Annotated in this window: 17 protein-coding genes; 4 read left to right on the top strand and 13 right to left on the bottom strand. The window is 70.9% G+C overall.

Annotated features, from left to right (window positions below):
- Positions 1–7: 7 nt before the first annotated feature.
- The 7 genes from A5696_RS27195 to A5696_RS17065 form a co-directional block, all read right to left on the bottom strand.
- Positions 8–109 (bottom strand): 30S ribosomal protein bS22, encoded by a 102-nt coding sequence (locus A5696_RS27195; RefSeq protein ID WP_003402602.1) that lies wholly within the window; start codon positions 107–109, stop codon positions 8–10.
- Between the two features lie 94 nt (positions 110–203).
- Complete coding sequence (locus A5696_RS17090) at positions 204–461, bottom strand: cell division/environmental response transcriptional regulator (RefSeq protein WP_066917724.1); 258 nt, start codon at positions 459–461, stop codon at positions 204–206.
- 139 nt (positions 462–600) lie between these two features.
- Positions 601–1,473 (bottom strand): pyrroline-5-carboxylate reductase, encoded by an 873-nt coding sequence (proC, locus tag A5696_RS17085; RefSeq protein ID WP_067881403.1) that lies wholly within the window; start codon positions 1,471–1,473, stop codon positions 601–603.
- A 28-nt stretch (positions 1,474–1,501) separates the two neighbouring features.
- Positions 1,502–2,341: a thioesterase family protein gene (locus A5696_RS17080; protein WP_067881400.1), complete on the bottom strand. Its 840-nt coding sequence runs from the start codon at positions 2,339–2,341 to the stop codon at positions 1,502–1,504.
- A 23-nt stretch (positions 2,342–2,364) separates the two neighbouring features.
- Positions 2,365–3,207, bottom strand: coding sequence for a sugar phosphate isomerase/epimerase (locus tag A5696_RS17075; RefSeq protein ID WP_067881397.1), 843 nt, complete (start codon positions 3,205–3,207; stop codon positions 2,365–2,367).
- 29 nt (positions 3,208–3,236) lie between these two features.
- Positions 3,237–4,208 (bottom strand): hypothetical protein, encoded by a 972-nt coding sequence (locus A5696_RS17070; RefSeq protein WP_067881394.1) that lies wholly within the window; start codon positions 4,206–4,208, stop codon positions 3,237–3,239.
- Positions 4,205–5,221, bottom strand: a complete 1,017-nt coding sequence (locus A5696_RS17065; RefSeq protein WP_067881392.1) for a Ppx/GppA family phosphatase — start codon at positions 5,219–5,221, stop codon at positions 4,205–4,207. The genes A5696_RS17070 and A5696_RS17065 overlap by 4 nt, the downstream gene beginning before the upstream one ends.
- A gap of 196 nt (positions 5,222–5,417) precedes the next feature.
- Here A5696_RS17065 and A5696_RS17060 point away from each other — a divergent pair, with 196 nt between their 5' ends.
- Positions 5,418–6,203 (top strand): hypothetical protein, encoded by a 786-nt coding sequence (locus A5696_RS17060; protein WP_067881389.1) that lies wholly within the window; start codon positions 5,418–5,420, stop codon positions 6,201–6,203.
- Positions 6,204–6,216: 13 nt separating this feature from the next.
- On the opposite strand, the gene A5696_RS17055 is transcribed toward A5696_RS17060, so the two are convergent.
- Positions 6,217–6,939, bottom strand: coding sequence for a FadR/GntR family transcriptional regulator (locus tag A5696_RS17055; protein ID WP_067881386.1), 723 nt, complete (start codon positions 6,937–6,939; stop codon positions 6,217–6,219).
- A gap of 76 nt (positions 6,940–7,015) precedes the next feature.
- Between A5696_RS17055 and A5696_RS17050 the strand changes: the two genes are divergently transcribed.
- Genes A5696_RS17050 through A5696_RS17040 form a run of 3 tightly spaced genes read left to right on the top strand, consistent with a single transcriptional unit; the run spans position 7,016 to position 10,163 of the window.
- Positions 7,016–7,981 carry a hypothetical protein gene (locus A5696_RS17050; protein WP_067881382.1) on the top strand — a complete coding sequence of 322 codons (966 nt, stop codon included), beginning with the start codon at positions 7,016–7,018 and terminating at the stop codon, positions 7,979–7,981.
- Entirely contained in the window at positions 7,978–8,307 is a 330-nt protein-coding gene (locus A5696_RS17045) for a hypothetical protein (protein ID WP_067881380.1), read from the top strand. The genes A5696_RS17050 and A5696_RS17045 overlap by 4 nt, the downstream gene beginning before the upstream one ends.
- On the top strand, positions 8,304–10,163 hold the full coding sequence (locus A5696_RS17040; RefSeq protein WP_067881377.1) for a GMC family oxidoreductase: 1,860 nt from the start codon (positions 8,304–8,306) through the stop codon (positions 10,161–10,163). The genes A5696_RS17045 and A5696_RS17040 overlap by 4 nt, the downstream gene beginning before the upstream one ends.
- Before the next feature lie 89 nt (positions 10,164–10,252).
- Here the strand turns inward: A5696_RS17040 and regX are convergent, their stop codons facing one another.
- The 5 genes from regX to mshA all read right to left on the bottom strand — a co-directional run bounded on the left by regX (position 10,253) and on the right by mshA (position 14,913).
- Positions 10,253–10,936: a two-component sensory transduction protein RegX gene (gene regX, locus A5696_RS17035; RefSeq protein WP_066917713.1), complete on the bottom strand. Its 684-nt coding sequence runs from the start codon at positions 10,934–10,936 to the stop codon at positions 10,253–10,255.
- A complete protein-coding gene (locus tag A5696_RS17030; RefSeq protein ID WP_156738447.1) occupies positions 10,933–12,153 on the bottom strand; it encodes a cell wall metabolism sensor histidine kinase WalK in 1,221 nt (406 codons plus the stop codon). The genes regX and A5696_RS17030 overlap by 4 nt, the downstream gene beginning before the upstream one ends.
- A 150-nt stretch (positions 12,154–12,303) precedes the next feature.
- Positions 12,304–13,053: a phosphoglyceromutase gene (locus A5696_RS17025; protein WP_067881372.1), complete on the bottom strand. Its 750-nt coding sequence runs from the start codon at positions 13,051–13,053 to the stop codon at positions 12,304–12,306.
- A 13-nt stretch (positions 13,054–13,066) separates the two neighbouring features.
- Positions 13,067–13,585 (bottom strand): YbjN domain-containing protein, encoded by a 519-nt coding sequence (locus tag A5696_RS17020; protein WP_067881368.1) that lies wholly within the window; start codon positions 13,583–13,585, stop codon positions 13,067–13,069.
- A complete protein-coding gene (gene mshA, locus A5696_RS17015; RefSeq protein WP_067881366.1) occupies positions 13,582–14,913 on the bottom strand; it encodes a D-inositol-3-phosphate glycosyltransferase in 1,332 nt (443 codons plus the stop codon). Before mshA ends, A5696_RS17020 begins: the two co-directional genes overlap by 4 nt.
- Between the last annotated feature and the right edge of the window lie 35 nt (positions 14,914–14,948).

Below are 14,948 nucleotides of genomic sequence, written 5' to 3'. Positions count from 1 at the left end.
CTCGGGCTTACTTGCCGAGTTTTCTGCGCTGCACCCGGGTGCGACGCAGCAGCTTGCGGTGCTTCTTCTTCGACATACGCTTGCGCCGCTTCTTGATTACTGAACCCATGAACTCCGCTATCTGACCGGTGACCTGCTCCTACTTGACCCGGACACTTTACCCGGCCCTCAGCGCGGAACACCAAACCGGCGGCCGCGGCAGGTCAGCCCGCGTCGAAGTACGAAGTCTCCAGCATGTCGTGGACGGCCTTGGCGTGCACCCGGAAGGACCGCCCGACCCGCACCGCGGGCAGCTCGCCGTTGTGCACCAGCCGGTACACCGTCATCTTGGAGACGCGCATCAGCGCCGCGACCTCCGCGACGGTGAGAAATTGCGTCCTGGCCTGCTGGCCATCGCCGGAACCGGAGTCCCGCCCCTTAGCAGCGGAATCGCGTGCCGATGGCCCGTTCGTAGACGTCATCGCAACCCAATCGTGTCAGGCTCGCGCAATGCCAGCGGCTTCCCCTCCGCTGGCACCCACACGTGCATACAAGAGGAGAATAGCGGGACTAATGGGGTTAATGGTACTGGTGAGGGACAATCCGTCCGGAAAACTTGAATTATTCCGATGTAATTCTTAGCTGCTCAGAGCGCCTTTTCGCGGCCTGGACGGCCGCGTCGACGGCCACCCGCAATCCGCCCCGTTCCAGTTCGCGCAGCGCAGCGGCGGTGGTGCCGCCCGGCGAGGTGACCGTCGCGCGCAGCTGCGCCGCCGTGGCGTCCGCACGCACCCCCAGCGCCTCCCGCTCGGCCAAGGGCGACGAATCCATCCGTTCGAGCAGCATCGCCGCCGAGCCGGCCATCGTCTGCGCCGTCAGGTCGGTGGCGACCTGGCGGCTCAGACCCGCGGCGACGCCGGCGTCGACCAGCGCCTCGACCATCAAGAAGAAATACGCCGGGCCGGATCCCGACAGGGCGGTCACGGCGTCCATCTGGGATTCCGGGACGGTCAGCACGCCGCCGACGGAGTCGAACAGCGCCGAGACCTCTTCCAGCTGTGGCTCGGTGACGTAGCGGCCCTTGGCCAGCGCGGTCACGCCCGCGCCCACCAACGCCGCGGCGTTGGGCATCGCCCGGACCACCGGGGTTCCGGCCGGCAGCTTGGATTCGAAGTAGCTGATCGTGATGCCCGCCGCGACGGTGACGAAAACCTGTTCGGGGCTGTCGGTCTCGGCCTCGGCGGCCGCGCGGGCCAGCTCCCCCAGCACGCTCTCGACGTCGGCGGGCTTCACCGCCACGACGACGAACGTCGCGTTGTCCACCGCGTCACCGACCGGCGCCACGCGCACGGCATAGGTCTCCGCCAGGTACTCGGCGCGCTCGGGCATCCGTTCGGCCACCACCAGGTCCCTGACCTGCCGACCCGCGCGCAGGAGGCCCGACAGCAATGCCTCGCCGATGCTGCCGCCGCCGATGATCGCGATACGTGCCATGGGAGCAAAGCATTCCAGACACCGCCCGTCAGCGGGCGGCGGGCACCATCGCCAGTTGCCGGGCCTGCACCACCAGTCGGCCCAGGTGGTCGACGACGATGTGGTCCTCGTCGAACCAGTCATGTCCGATCTCCATGCAGGTCGCGAGGATCCGCAGCCACCCGTCGGCGGGCAGAGCCCGTAGGAAGGCCGTCAGCTGGATGGTGGGCGCCCACCCGGTGCGGTCGACGGCGAAGGTCACCGGCGCCGACAGATCTCCGCACATGAGCGCGAACAGCGCGTCCGGCGCGACGCCGCGGGGGCGCGCCCACATCTGGATCATCGGCGGGTGGCCGTCGCGCGGCCGCATCGTCGACAGCAGCGGTCGCACGTCGCATCCCTCGCCGAGGTGCACCAGGCCGGCCAGGGGGTGACCCGGCCCGATGGGCTCGACGTCGTCGGGGGGTTCGGGAGCCATCAGATCCAGGACCGGGTTCGCCGACAGCAGCGGCGCGTGCGAGCCGTCGGGCGGAAAATGCTCCGGCTGGCCAAGGTTGACCACCGCATGCACCGCGGTGCGCTCGCCCTGCATGAGCTCGACGTCGACCACGCTGACCCGGCGGCCGCGCTTGCGGAACGAGGTCACCAGCCGCATCGGCCCCGGATCCGGCGCCCACAAAAAGCTCGCCGACACGGCCACTGGTTCGGGTCCGTCCGGCTGCGCGCCGCACGCGGTGCGGGCGGCATTGGCGCACAGCGCCAGCATCGCGCCACCGTGCACCTTGGGCCCGATGGTCCAGTGCTTGTCGAGCTCACCTTCAAAAACGCGTGGGTAGATGCCTTGACCGGCCTCCCGCAACGTCATTGCGGTGGTGAATAGCGCGTCCATGTTCTCCTGGTGGTCTTCGGAGGTCAGCGCAGCAGGTGCGTGCGCGCGAACTGTAGCGACTCGGCGAGCATCGCTTCGCGCTCCTGGGCCGAACGCGCGCTGGACGTCGACACCTCCAGGATCACGTGACCGGCGAAGCGGCCGCCGGCCAGCATCTGGCACACCTCGGCGGTGGGTTGGGTGCCGCGTCCCGGCACCAGATGCTCGTCGGCCGGCAGGCCGCTGCCGTCACACAGGTGCAGGTGGGTCAGGCCCTCACCCATTCGCCGGGCCATCTCCAGCGAATCGGTGCCGGCCGTCGCCGTATGCGACAGGTCCAGCGTGTAGTTGGCGTGGTCGCCGTCCAGCGGGTCGTAGGACGGCGCGAACGCCGAGATCGCCGGGCCCGGGCCGCCGCCCCGCTTGCGCATCCGTTCCCGGGACTGCCCGGGCCCGAAGAACCGGTCGGCCCGGAACGGAAACATGTTCTCCACCGCGACCTTGACGTCGCTGGACGCCTCCAGGGCGGCGACCTGGTCGCTGAACCCCTCGGCGTAGCGCCGCTGCCAGCGAAACGGCGGGTGCACGACGACGGTCTGTGCGTCGAGCTGCTCGGCGGCCTGCACGCTGCGGTCGAGCTTGGGAATCGGGTTGGCGCCCCACACCCGCTGCGAGATCAGCAGGCAGGGTGCGTGGACGGACAGCACCGGCACGCGATAGCGCCGGGACAGCTTCTTGACGGCGCCGATGTCCTGGCTGACCGACTCGCTCCACACCATCAGCTCGACCCCGTCGTAGCCGAGCCTGGCGGCGTATTCGAAGGCGGCCTCGGCCCGCAGTGGGTACACCGAGGCCGTCGACAGGCCTACTTTGATTGCCGGGCGCAATGGTCTCTATGGGTTCTCAGTGGATCTGGCTAGCCCGACTGCAGCGACAGGACCAGCGGCCCCAGGGTGATCAGCGCCCCCACCGCGACGGCGATCAGCGTGCTTGCGATGTCCTCGGTTTTGCGCACCACGCGGACTCCCACCACGAGGCCGAGGATGACCAGCACCGTCAGCACCAGGGCCACGATGCTGTTCCACCGCCACAGCTCGTCGAACGCGACGAACAGCCCCGCCCCGAACGCGACGGCCAGGATCGACTGCAGCACGGTCAGGAAGCCCTGCCACAGCCCCTGGAGCCGGCTCGGCGCCTCGTGCAGTTCCTCGTCGGCGCGGCCGACCTCGGCGTCGAGGCGGTCCTCGCCGAGCTCTTCCGTCAGCGAGTCCGCGGACGGCTCGCCGCCGCGCCGCCGGGCCACCTCGTCGGCGAGCGTCTGGCCGCCGAACAGCGTCGAGTCGGAGTGCAGGAAGGAGCGCACGAAGGCGGAATCCTCCGACGTGGGTTCGGCCTCGCGCACCTCGGAGTCCATCACGTCCACCGGGACGTCGGTGTAATGGTCCAGCGGGTCGGGGCTCATGTCCTCGGCGCCGGACTGGGCGGCATCGGCGGGGGCCTCGGGGTGCGGCAGGGGCCGCGGGTAGGCGCTGCGCTCCGGGCCCGACAACCGTTTGGGTTGGGGCGGTGACTTGGGCCAGCGCGGCTCGGGTTCGGACCAGTACGAGGTCGTGCGCCGGTCCTCGGCGGTCTGCTCGGCGACCTGGATCGTCCCGTTGGCCGGCTCTTCGGTGACGTCGTGGTCGTCGTCGTGGTCGTCGTCGTGGTCGCGGATGACGGGGATCTCACCGGTGAGCTCGGCGACGGTCACCGCGTCGCTGTCGCCGCGCCGACGGCGCCGCCGCCGGGTGACCGCCGGGGCGCCGATCGTTCCGTTCCTGGCCAGCAGCTCGGCCACCGAGATCGGCCGAGTGCCGGGGCTCTCGGTCTCGGAGTGGGGTCCGGTCATGATTTGTCGCCTCTCGATCGGTTGGCGTTCCGATCAGCCTTCTGACCTCCAGCATCGCGCAAGGAACTGTCGAACAGCGCAGTTCCGTCGGCTTCGCTGTCGAGTTTGCGCAAGATGAGACCTTCCCGTAACGCCCACGGGCAGATATCCACCGCTTCGATCGACAGCGCTCGCATGCTCGCCTCCGCCACCAGCGCACCCGCCACGATCTGCGGTGCCCGCTCGGCGCTCACTCCCTCCAGTTCGGCCCGGTCAGCGGTGGTCATCCTAGAGATGAAAGCTATGAGTTGCCTGAGGCCGTTCTCGGTCAGCGTCCGCTTGACCCGCGGTCCGGCCGCCGAGGGCGCCGCCCCGGTCAGCCGCGCCAGCGAACGGAACGTTTTCGACGTGGCGACCGCGAGGTCGGGCGGCCCGGCCTCGAGGACCGTGACGGCGGCCTCCGCCAGCTCGGCGTCCAGCCAGTCGCGCAGCATCGCCACCCGCCGCCGCCCGGGCGGATCGTCGGGCAGCCATTCCCGGGTCAGGCGACCCGCACCCAGCGGCAGCGACAACGCGACCTCGGGCTCCTCGTCGACGCCGCTGGACAACTCCAGCGAGCCGCCGCCGATGTCGAGGTTGATGATGCGACCGGCGCTCCAGCCGTACCACCGGCGCACCGCGAGGAAGGTCAGCCGCGACTCGTCGACCCCGGTCAGCACCTCGAGCTCGACGCCGGCTTCCTTGCGCACCCGGGACAGCACGTCGTCGGAGTTCTCGGCGTCGCGGACCGCCGAGGTGGCGAAGGCCATCAGCTCCTTGCAGCCCGAGCTGTCAGCGATCTTGGCGAACTCTTTGATGGTGGAGACCAACTTGTCGGCGCCGCGCTTGGTGATCTTGCCGGAGCTGTCGATCGACTCGGAGAGCCGCAGCGTGGCCTTCGTCGAACTCATGGGCGTGGGATGCCCACCGCGGTGGGCGTCAACCACCAACAGATGAACCGTGTTGCTGCCCACGTCGAGCACGCCTAACCGCACAGCAACAACCTAGCCGGGTGACGATGCGCGCCGCGAAGCGGCGCGAGGTGGGGGCACCCCCAGCCGCGCAAGCGGCGAGGGGGCGAACCGGCAATTCAGCCCCGCCGGGTGACGATGCGCGCCGCGGTCCGACCTGCCGACGAGTCCGTCGCGTCAAAGTGCCGGACGGCCGGAATCGTGGTCTAACGTTGGCGACGTGGCGAATTCGCACCCGGAACCGGGTCAGGAGGTCGAGTTGGACTTCGCCCGCGAATGGGTGGAGTTCTACGACCCGGACAATCCGGAGCACCTGATCGCGGCCGACCTCACCTGGCTGCTGTCGCGTTGGACCTGCGTGTTCGGCACACCGGCCTGCCGCGGCACGGTCGAAGACCGCCCCGACGACGGGTGCTGCTCGCACGGCGCGTTCCTGTCCGACGACGACGACCGGGCCCGGCTGGACGACGCGGTCAAGACGCTGACCGACGAGGACTGGCAGTTCCGCGAGAAGGGCTTGGGACGCAAGGGTTACCTGGAGCTCGACGAGCACGACGGCCAGCCCCAGTACCGCACCCGCAAGCACAAGGACGCCTGCATTTTCCTCAACCGGCCGGGGTTCCCCGCCGGGGCCGGGTGCGCGCTGCACACCAAGGCTCTCAAGCTGGGGGTGGCACCGCTCACCATGAAACCCGATGTGTGCTGGCAGTTACCGATCCGGCGCAGCCAGGAATGGGTGACCCGGCCCGACGGGACGGAGATCTTGAAGACCTGGGTGACCGAATTCGATCGCCGCGGCTGGGGCTCCGGCGGGGCGGACCTGCACTGGTACTGCACCGGCGATCCGGCCGCCCATGTCGGCGCCAAGCAGGTGTGGGAGAGCATGGCCGACGAGCTCACCGAACTGCTCGGCGCGAAGGCTTATGCGGAGCTGGCGGCGATGTGCAAGCGGCGCAGCAAGTTAGGGCTCATCGCGGTGCACCCGGCCACCCGGATCGCCGAATAGCGCCGGCCCGCGCTCAGGTGGCCTGGGTTCTTTTGTAGGACAACACCATTCGCAGGGCGCTGGCGTTGAGGTAACCCTCGACCGCGGCGGCCGCCGCTTCCGACTGGCGCGCCAGCACGGCGTCGGTGATCGCCCGCAGGTCGGCCAGCACCGGGGCGGCGTCGTCGTAGGCGCCGGTGAGTTCGTGCTCGCGGCCGCCGAACGCGTGCTCGACCCAGCGATACAGCAACCCCAGCGCGCGGTTGCGGGTGCCGTGGATGAGCACCCGGAAGTAGGCCAGGTCGGCGGCCTGGCGCGCCGCCGGGCCGTCGGCCTCGCGCACCGCCGTCAGGGCGGCGCGCAGCGACTCGGCGTCCTCCGGCGTGCTGCGTTGCGCCGCCAGCCGGCCGATCATCGGGCCCAACGCCGCCCGGATCTCCAGCAATTCGGCCAGGAACTCGGGGCCGAGCCTGCGGACCAGCGCCTCGACGACGGCGGGATGCGTGAGCGCCTGGGGGTCGCACACCACGTTGCCGCTGCCGTGCCGGGCCTCGATGAGACCCATCTGCTGCAGCCGGGCCAGCCCCTGGCGCAGCGACGTGCGGTTGACGCGGAGCTGCTCGGCCAGCTCGCGCTCGGGCGGCAGGGTCGACCCGGGCGGAAAGGCGCCGTCGAGGATCGCGTCGGCGATCGACGCGGCGATCTGTTCGTCGACCCGCTGGCGATCGGGCGGCTGCAGTGCGCTTGACTGGTTCATTGGCTCAACCAATATAGTGGACCGACCGGGCCCCGGACAGCAACCGAGCGCCCGCGTCCCGACCGGAGGTGAGCACGTGGACGACGAGCTGCGATCGGCCTCCGCCCCGCGCTGGCGCGGCAAGGCCGGCCGCCTGGAGGTCTGGTACGCCACCCTGTCGGATCCGCTGACCCGCGCCGGCCTGTGGATCCACTGCGAGACGGTGGCTCCCCTCCACGCCGCGGACGCCCCCTACGCGCACGGCTGGGCGACCTGGTTCGCGCCCGACGGCCCGCCGCGCACCGAGCGGTTCGGCCCCGAGCCCGCCGGGCCGGCCTCGGGCACCGCCTGGTTCGACGCGGCGGGGGTGCGCGTGGCGCCGGAAAAGCTGGCCGGGCGCGCGGGATCGCTGGCATGGGATCTGTCCTGGACGGACGCCGGCACGCCGTTGTGGACGTTTCCCCGGGCGGCGTGGGAGCGCGAGCTGCTGCCCGGCGCCCAGGTGGTCGTCGCCCCCACCGCCGACTTCGCGGGCTCATTGACCACTGACCTTCAAGCAGACGCCGCCGCGCGCATCGAGGGGTGGCGCGGCGGCGTCGCGCACATCTACGGACACGGCAACGCCCGGCGCTGGGGCTGGATCCACGCCGACCTCGGCGGCGGCGACGTGGTGGAGGCGGTCACCGCGGTGTCGCACAAGCCGGGGCTGCGCAGGCTGGCGCCGATGGCGTTCGTTCGCTTCCGCATCGACGGGAAGGATTGGCCCCCAAGCCCTTTGCCGTCGCTGCGGATGAAAACGACGCTGGGCCTGCGGCACTGGCAGCTGGAGGGGCGCATCGGCGGTCGCCGGGTGCTCATCCGGGTCGACCAGCCGCCGGAGCGGTGCGTGAGCCTGGGATACACCGACCCCGACGGCGGCCGCGCGGTGTGCACCAACACCGAGCAGGCCGACATCCACGTCGACATCGACGACCGGCACTGGTCGGTGCTGGGAACCGGGCACGCCGAAGTGGGGCTGCGCGGCGCTGACGCACCCCAAATCAACGAAAGGATCCCGTCGTGAGCTTTGCGCTCGACCCGCCGCTGCTGTTCGCCGCCGGAGTGCTCATCGAGCGGCGGCTGCCCCCGGACCGCCGGGACCTCGCCGAGGCCGCCACCCTCGGCGTCTTCTTCGGCGGCTCGTTCGGCCTCTATAACAACGTGCCCGGCCTCGGTGTGCTGTGGCGGCCCTTCCGCGCGCAGAACGGGCGCGACTTCATGTGGAACAGCGGCGTTTTCGGCGTCGACACCGCGCAGGCGGGCCCGCGGCTGCACGCGGCGGCGGCCGGCATCTTCGCGACCTATCCGTTCTTCATCAAGCTGGGGCGCCGGGTCGGACGCTTCGGATGAGCCGTCTCGCCGCGTCGTTCGGCGCCGCGCTGCTCCCCCGGGAGTGCGGCGGCCCGGCACCCGCCGAGCTCGCCGGCCGCGTCGACCGCTACCTGGAGCGGCTGCCAGCCACATCACGGGCGGCGGTGCGGGCCGGGTTGGTCTCGCTGGCCGCGGCGAGCTACCTCACCACCGGCCGCTCGCTGTCGCGGCTCGGCCCCGTTGAGCGGGAGCGGGTGTTGCGGCGGGTCGCCGCCCTCGGCCCGGACGCCGGGGCGGCCGTCGAAGCGCTGAAGGCGATCGTGCTGCTGGCCAACGGCGCCGAAACCTATGCGCCCGAACTGCTTTCGCGTGCCCAGGAGCATGACGTCGCGCGCCCGGACGCGCCCCTGAACGTCACCCCGTCGCCCGAGAGCGGCTCGGTCGTCGTCGCCGACGCGGTCGTCGTCGGGTCCGGCGCCGGCGGGGCGATGGTGGCCCGCACCTTGGCGCGGGCCGGCCTCGACACCGTCGTGCTCGAGGAGGGGCGGCGCTGGACCGTCGGGGATTTCCGCACCGGCCATCCCATGGACCGGTACGCCGGGCTGTACCGCGGCGCGGGGGCCACCGTCGCGCTGGGCCGCCCTTCGGTGGTGCTGCCCATCGGTCGTGCGGTCGGCGGCACCACCGTGGTGAACTCCGGCACCTGCTACCGGCCGCCGCCCGCCGTGACGCTGCGCTGGCGCGACGACTTCGGCCTGCGCCTGGCCGATGAAGACCGGCTGAGCGAGCGCCTCGACGACGTCGAACGCACCATGCGGGTCGCGCCGGTCCCGCTGGAGATCATGGGGCGCAACGGGCGGCTGCTGCTGGATGCCGCCGCGACGCTGGGCTGGCGGGCGGCGCCCATCCCGCGCAACGCGCCGGGCTGCGAAGGCTGTTGCCAGTGCGCGATCGGCTGCCCGCGCAACGCCAAGTTCGGCGTGCACCTCAACGCGCTGCCGCAGGCGTGCGCGGCCGGCGCGCGGATCATCTCGCACGCCCGCGTCGAGCGGGTGCTGCACCGGCAAGGGCGCGCTCGCGGGGTGCGCGCCCGCCGCCCCGACGGCACCGCGCTCGACGTGCTCGCCGACACGGTCATCATCGCCGCGGGCGCCACCGAGACGCCGGGGTTGTTGCGGCGCAGCGGTTTTGGTGCTCACCCGCGCCTGGGCCGCAACCTGGCGCTGCACCCGGCGACGATGCTGGCCGGGCGATTCGACGACGACGTCGTCGCCTGGCACGGCGTCCTGCAAAGCGCGGCGGTGCACGAGTTCCACGAGTCCGACGGCGTGCTGATCGAGGCGACCTCCACGCCGCCGGGGATGGGTTCGATGGTCTTTCCCGGCTACGGCGCCGAGCTGCTCGGCTGGCTCGACCGCGCGCCGCAGGTCGCGACGTTCGGCGCCATGGTGGCCGACCGCGGCGTCGGGTCGGTGTCGTCGGTGCGCGGCGAGACGCTGGTGCGCTACAACATCGCGCGGGCCGATGTCGCCAAGCTGCGACTGGCGATCGAGGCCATGGGCCGGCTGCTGTTCGCCGCGGGTGCCGTCGAGGTGCTCACCGGCTTACCCGGCGCGACGACGGTGACGTCGCTGCCCGCGCTGCGCGATGCGCTGAGCCGAAGCGACGCGCGCAGCCTGCATCTGGCCGCCTTCCACCCGACGGGCACGGCGGCCGCGGGCGCCGACGACCAGCGCTGCCCCGTCGACGAGACCGGGCGGCTGCGCGGCGCAGACGGCGTGTGGGTCGCCGACGCGTCGATCCTGCCCAGCTGCCCGGAGGTGAACCCGCAGCTGTCGATCATGGCGCTGGCGCTGGGCGTGGCCGACGAAATCGTCGGCGCCCGCGCGAATTGAGTGTGAATCCTGGGTTTTGAGTGTGCGTACAGGGCGCCCTGAGTGCACAATCCGCGCCGTGGCTTCACACGCGAAGCCCTCAGCGCACGCTAGCCCTCGAGCTTGTAACCCAGTCCCCGCACCGTCACCAGGTGCACCGGGTTGGCCGGGTCCGCCTCGATCTTGGAGCGCAGCCGCTTGACGTGGACGTCGAGCGTCTTGGTGTCGCCGACATAGTCGGCACCCCAGACCCGGTCGATCAACTGCCCGCGGGTCAGCACTCGTCCGCTGTTGCGCATCAGGTACTCGAGCAGGTCGAATTCCTTGAGCGGCAACGTGATCGTGTCGCCGTTGACCGAGACGACGTGGCGCTCGACGTCCATCCGGACCGGGCCGGATTCCAGCACGCCGTCGCTGATCTCGGAGTCGTCGTCGCCGCCCCGGCGCAGCACGGCGCGGATCCGGGCGATGAGCTCGCGCGCCGAATAGGGCTTCGTGACATAGTCATCCGCGCCCAGCTCCAGGCCGACGACCTTGTCGATCTCGCTGTCGCGCGCGGTCACCATGATCACCGGCACGCTGGACCGGGCGCGCAACTGCTTGCACACGTCGGTGCCCGACATGCCCGGGAGCATCAGATCGAGCAGCACGATGTCGGCGCCGGCACGGTCGAACTCGGCGAGGGCCGCGGGCCCGTCGGTCATCACCGTGGCCTCGAAGCCCTCCTTGCGCAACAGGAATGCCAGCGGATCGGCCAGCGACTCCTCGTCCTCCACGATCAAGACACTGGTCATCTACTCAGTTCTTCCTCTCGTTGTGACCTGTTGGGCCGCACCTCACGGCCCAGCGGTGGCTCGGGTTCCTCGTCGCTGTCCTTGTATGCCGGAATCGACAGGGTGAACGTCGACCCGGTCCCCGGCTTGCTCCACACGCCGATGCTGCCGTTGTGGTTGGCCGCAACGTGTTTGACGATGGCCAGGCCCAGCCCACTGCCGCCGGTGGCCCGCGACCGCGCCTTGTCGCCGCGGAAGAATCGCTCGAAGACCCGTTCCTGGTCTTCCAGGGGGATTCCGATGCCGCGGTCGGTCACGGCGATCTCGATGTTGTCTCCGCGGCGGCGGCGGCTGATCGACACCGGCGACCCCGGGGGCGAGTAGGCGATCGCGTTGGACACCAGGTTGGCCAGTGCGGTCACCAGCAGCCCCTCGTCACCCAGCACCCGCAGGCCGCTCGGCGCGTCGGTGCGGACCTCGATGTGGGCGTTGTCGGCGGCCACCTTGTGGCGTGCAATCGCCTCGGAGACAACGGTGTCCACCTCGACCTCGGTCACGTTGGGCAGCCGCTCGGCGCCCTGCAGCCGGGACAGCTCGATCAGCTCGGCGACCATGTCGCCCAGCCGGTTCGCCTCGACGAGGACCTTCTCGGCGAAGCGGCGGACGGTTTCGGAGTCGTCCGCGGAGGCGAGCAGCGCCTCGGCCAGCAGGGCCATGGCCCCCACCGGGGTCTTGAGCTCGTGGCTGACGTTCGCCACGAAATCGCGCCGGGTCGCCTCCATGCGGGCGTAGTCGGACTGGTCGTGGACGAACACCACGGCGAACCGGCGGTCCTCCTCGCTCAGCAGCCGCGCCTGACCGTGCACCGAGAGCCCGGCCCGGCCAGGCCCCCGCTTCGGCGGCCGCAGGTCGAACTCGACGTCGACGCCGGTGAGCGCCTGCTGCGCGGCCTGCCAGGCCTGGTTGTCGAGTTGACGGTCGCGCACCAGGCCCAGTTCCTTGGCCCGTTCGTTGAGATAGACGACGTCGCGGTGCGAATCCACCACCGCGGCGCCCAGCGGCATCAGCGCGACGATGCGCTGCAGCATCTGCGCGACCGTGATGCCCGTCCATTCGGTGGTGGATTGCTGGCGGCGTTGCACCGCCCGCGGCGCGAGCCGGGCCCCGACCGCAACTCCTGCGGCCAGCGCCAGCACCGACAAGACCCCGGCCAGCAACAGCGCCGAGAACACAGTCACAACAAAATCCTACAAATTTGGTGAACGCCGCCCTAGCGGAGCGAGGCCAAAATCGGACAAGTCACATCTTGCGCTATAGGTGTTCCGCTTCCGTTCACTCGATGTTTGGCAAACGGGCCTATGCAGGCGGTCTTTTACCTGCGGACCGACTCAGGCCCGTCCTTGGCCGGCAACCGCGGCGGCGCCCGCCGCGGCCGCCTCCGGGTCCAGATACGTGCCGCCCGGCAGCACCGGCCGCAGGTCGGCGTCCAGGTCGTAGCGCAGCGGAACGCCGGTCGGGATGTTGAGCCCGACGATCTCGTCGTCGGACATCCCGTCCAGGTGCTTGACCAGGGCGCGCAGCGAGTTGCCGTGCGCGACGATCAACACGGTCTTGCCGGCCCGCAGGTCCGGGACGATGACGTCGGTGAAATACGGCAGGAACCGCGCCACCACGTCGGCCAGGCATTCGGTCAGCGGGCCGCCGCCGATGTTGGCGTAGCGGGGATCCGCATCCTGGCTGAATTCGCTGCCCCGCTCGATCGGCGGGGGCGGCGTGTCGTAGCTGCGCCGCCACGCCATGAACTGCTCCTCGCCGTAGCGGTCCTTGGTTTCGGCCTTGTTGAGACCCTGCAGCGCGCCGTAGTGGCGTTCGTTGAGCCGCCAGCTGCGCCGCACCGGGATCCACAGCCGGTCGGCGGTGTCCAGCGCCAGGTGCGCGGTGGTGATCGCCCGGCGCAGCAGCGACGTGTAGAGCACGTCGGGCAGCAGCCCATGTTCGCTCAACAAATCGCCGCTGCGCTCCGCCTCGGCCCGCCCCTTCTCGGTCAGCCCGACGTCGACCCAGCCGGTGAACAAATTGAGGGCATTCCAGTCGCTCTCGCCGTGGCGCAGCAGCACCAGCGTGGCAGTTTCACCCATGCCGGTCAGTGTCTCACGCAGGTTCGTCGTCCTCTTCGTCGATCAGATGCGCGAAGGCCTGCAGGTTCTTCAGCGACTCCCCGCGGGACACCCGCCACTCCCACTCTTTCTGGATCGACGACCGAAAACCCAACTCCAGCAACGTGTTGAAGTCGGAGTCCACGGCCTCGAGCACCTGGCCGAGCACCCGGTCGATCTCGTCGGCGTCCACCGATGCCAGCGACATGCGGCCCACCAGGTAGATGTCGCCGACGTTGTCGAGGGTGTAGGCGACCCCGTACAGGCGCCGGTTGCGCCGGAGCAGGAACCGGTAGACGCCCTCGTGGTTCTCGTCGGGCTTGCGGCACACGAACGCCTCGACGCGCACCGAGTGCTCGCCGATGCTCAGGATGGTGTTGGTCTTGAGCTTGCGCTCGCCGGGCAGCTCCACCACCAGGCCGGGCAGCCCGCCGTGCGCCCCGGGGAACTCCGAGTAGGTCAGCCCGCTGGCCTGCAGCGTGCGCTCGATCACGGCCTGCACTGTCGAGTTCACGCGCCCACCCCGCGACGGGTCGCCCAGCGGCGGGGCTTGCGCATCGCGGCCCGGTCGCGAAAGCGGCGCTGGCGCAGGGCGGTGAAGTCGCCGATCGCGCGCCGATAGCTGGTGAGCAGCGCGTCGGTGGTGTTGTCCCAGGAGAACGTGGCCGCGTACGCGGCCGCGGCGCGGCTCATCGCGTCGGCCCGGGGCGGGTCGAGCCGCAGCATCCGGTCCAGGGCGGCCGCCCAGTCGCCGACGTCGTGTCCGGACACCAAGCTGCCCGACACCCCGTCACGCACCGCCACCGGCAGGCCGCCGACCGACGCGGCCACCACCGGGGTGCCGCACGCCTGCGCCTCGACGGCGACGAGCCCGAACGACTCCGAATAGCTGGGCACCGCAACAAGATTGGCGGCCTGGAACAGGGTGGCCAGGTCCGGACGGGACTGCGGCGGCAGGAAGTTCACCCGGTCGGTGATGCCGAGTTCGTCTGCCAGCCTTACCAACCCGTCCGGGGAGGCCAGGCCGCTGCCCGACGGGCCGCCGGCCACCACGATGCGCAGCCCGGGCAGTTTCGCCGCGGCGCGCAGCACGATGTCGGGGGCCTTCAGCGGCTGGATCCGCCCGACGAAGGCCACCAGGTCGCCGTCGAGCGGCAGCCCGAGCGCGGCCCGGGCCGCCCGGCGGTCGCCCGGGCGGAACACGTCGAGGTCCACCCCCGGGTGGACCACGTCGATTCGCGCCGGGTCGGCGTGGTGGATCGAAATCAGTTGCGCCGCTTCGTCATCGGTGTTGACGATCAGCCGGTCCGCTTCGTCGACGACCTGCTGCTCCCCCACCGTGCGCAGCGGCGGCTCGGGCGCATCACCGTCGGCCAGGGCGGCGTTCTTGACCGCGGCGAGCGTGTGCGCGGTGTGCACCAACGGGACCGCCCAGCGGTCGCGGGCCAGCCAGCCGACCTGCCCGGACAGCCAGTAGTGGGAGTGCACGATGTCGTAGTGACCGGGTTCGTGGGACGCCTCGGCGCGCAGCACCGCGGCCGCGAACGCGCACAGCTGAGTGGGCAGGTCGTATTTGTCCAGGCCCTCGAACGGCCCCGCCACCACGTTGCGGACCAGCACGCCCGGCGCCACGTGGGCGATCGGCGGATCGGCCGACGCGGTCGCCCGGGTGAAGATCTCCACCTCGATCCCCCGCCGCGCCAGGTGCAACGCGGTCTGCAGCACGTAGACGTTCATGCCGCCGGCGTCGCCGGTCCCGGGCTGGGCCAACGGTGAGGTGTGCACCGCCAGAACTGCGACCCGGCGCGGGTCGCTGCGCCGGGAACCGTCGTCGTGCCGCACTCCTTCATCTTTACAGGACGGGCCGCGACCCGGCC

It is taken from the genome of Mycobacterium sp. E2699, assembly GCF_001666745.1.
GTDB lineage: Bacteria > Actinomycetota > Actinomycetes > Mycobacteriales > Mycobacteriaceae > Mycobacterium.
This window is presented reverse-complemented; position numbering and strand designations above follow the sequence as displayed.